Consider the following 1,775-nt stretch of genomic DNA (forward strand, 5'->3'; position numbering starts at 1 on the left):
CACGCCGGGGGGTGGCGCACGCCGAGGGCGGCGGGGGGTGGGCTGCTACAGCGGGGCGATGGGGTGCTTGCGCGGGGGCTCGTTGCGGATCTTGTCCCGCAGCTGGGCGAGCGCGCCGCGCAGCACCAGTCGGGTCTGCGACGGCTCGATCACCGCGTCGATGTAGCCCCGCTCGGCGGCGGAGTACGGGGTGGCGATGAACTCGTTGTACATGTCGATGAGCTGCTTGCGGAGCTTGGGTCCCTCCTCCGGGCCCGCCTCCTCGATCTGCCGGCGCTGCAGGAGGTCGACCGCCCCCTCGGCGCCCATCACGGCGATCCGCGCGGTGGGCCAGGCGAAGTTGAGGTCGCCGCCGAGGTTCTTGGACCCCATCACCGCGTAGGCGCCGCCGTAAGCCTTGCGGACGACGAACGTGATCTTGGGGACCGACGTGGCGGCCACCGCGTACCCCATCTTGGCGCCGCGGTGAATGATCCCGAGCTTCTCCTGCTGGACGCCCGGCAGGTACCCGGGAGTGTCCACGACGTAGACCAGCGGGATCGAGTAGGCGTCGCACAGCATCATGTGCCGCGTCGCCTTCTCGGACGCGTCGATGTCCAGCGAACCGGACAGATGCAGGGGCTGGTTGGCCACCACGCCGACGGCCTCGCCGTCGACGCGCGCGAAGCCGGTGATGAGGTTGGGGGCGAACTGACCCGAGGTCTCGATGAAGTCGCCGTCGTCGAACATCCGGATCAGCACGTCGTGCATGTCGTACGCCGCGTTGTCGGAGTCCGGGATGATCGAGTCCAACTCGAGGTCGGACGCGGTGGGCGCGGGCTCCAGCCCGGGGTTGATGCGCGGGGCCTTCTCGGCGGCCGACGACGGCAGGAAGCTGAGCAGGTTGCGCACGTACATGAACGCGTCGTGCTCGCTCACGGCCACGTGGTTGACGTTGCCGTTCTTGGCCTGCTGGAGGGCCGAGCCGAGGTCCTCCATGGAGATCTCCTCGCCGGTGACCTGCTTGATCACGTCCGGTCCGGTGACGAACATGTAGGCCTGGTCCTTGACCGCCACGACGAAGTCCGTGGTCACGGGCGCGTAGACGGCGCCGCCGGCGCACTTGCCCAGCATGATCGAGATCTGCGGGATGTACCCCGACGCCGGGTACTGGCGCTTGGAGATCTCGGAGTAGTAGGCCAGCGACGTGACGGCGTCCTGGACCCGGGCCCCGCCGGAGTCGTTGATGCCGATGATCGGGCAGCCGACCTTGAGGGCGAAGTCCATGATCGCGCAGACCTTCTTACCGAAGCCCTCGCCGACGGAGCCACCGAACACCGTGTTGTCGTGCGCGTACACCACCACGGGGCGGCCGTCGATGGTGCCGCGGCCGGTCACCACGCCGTCCCCGAAGGGGTTGTCCGGGTTGCCCGGCGCCTTGGCCAGCTGACCCATCTCCACGAAGCTGCCCGCGTCGAGCAGTTCGGCGATGCGCTCCCGCGGCGGGGTGTGGCCGGCCGCGTCGCGACGGGCCTTGGCCCGCTCGCTGCCCGGGTCCTGGGCCTGCTCGGTCTTGACCCGCAGTTCCGCGAGCTTCTCCGCCGTGGTCTTGGCCGTCACGCGTCCATTCCCTTCAGTTCTCCCGCGTCGATCTCCGAGAGCCGACGCGCCAGATGCCTACCGACCGTACCGACCACGGGTTCGTCGACCACCGCGAGGTGGTCCCCCTGCAGCTGGACCACCTCGAGATCGGCGACGATCCGGGCCCACCCGCCGTCGGGATCGACGTGCTCGTA

General features: G+C 69.4%; 2 protein-coding genes. Both read right to left on the minus strand.

All coding sequences use genetic code 11. The features are described 5' to 3' along the window. Positions 1 to 45: 45 nt before the first annotated feature. Positions 46 to 1,599, minus strand: coding sequence for an acyl-CoA carboxylase subunit beta (locus tag B4M60_RS01540; RefSeq protein ID WP_291079625.1), 1,554 nt, complete (start codon positions 1,597 to 1,599; stop codon positions 46 to 48). After that, the coding region (locus tag B4M60_RS01545; protein WP_291079627.1) for a hypothetical protein at positions 1,596 to 1,775 on the minus strand (180 nt) is incomplete at its 5' end. The genes B4M60_RS01540 and B4M60_RS01545, both read right to left, overlap by 4 nt.

Origin of the sequence: Dietzia sp. UBA5065 (assembly GCA_002415925.1) — a bacterium.
Taxonomy (GTDB): Bacteria; Actinomycetota; Actinomycetes; order Mycobacteriales; family Mycobacteriaceae; genus Dietzia.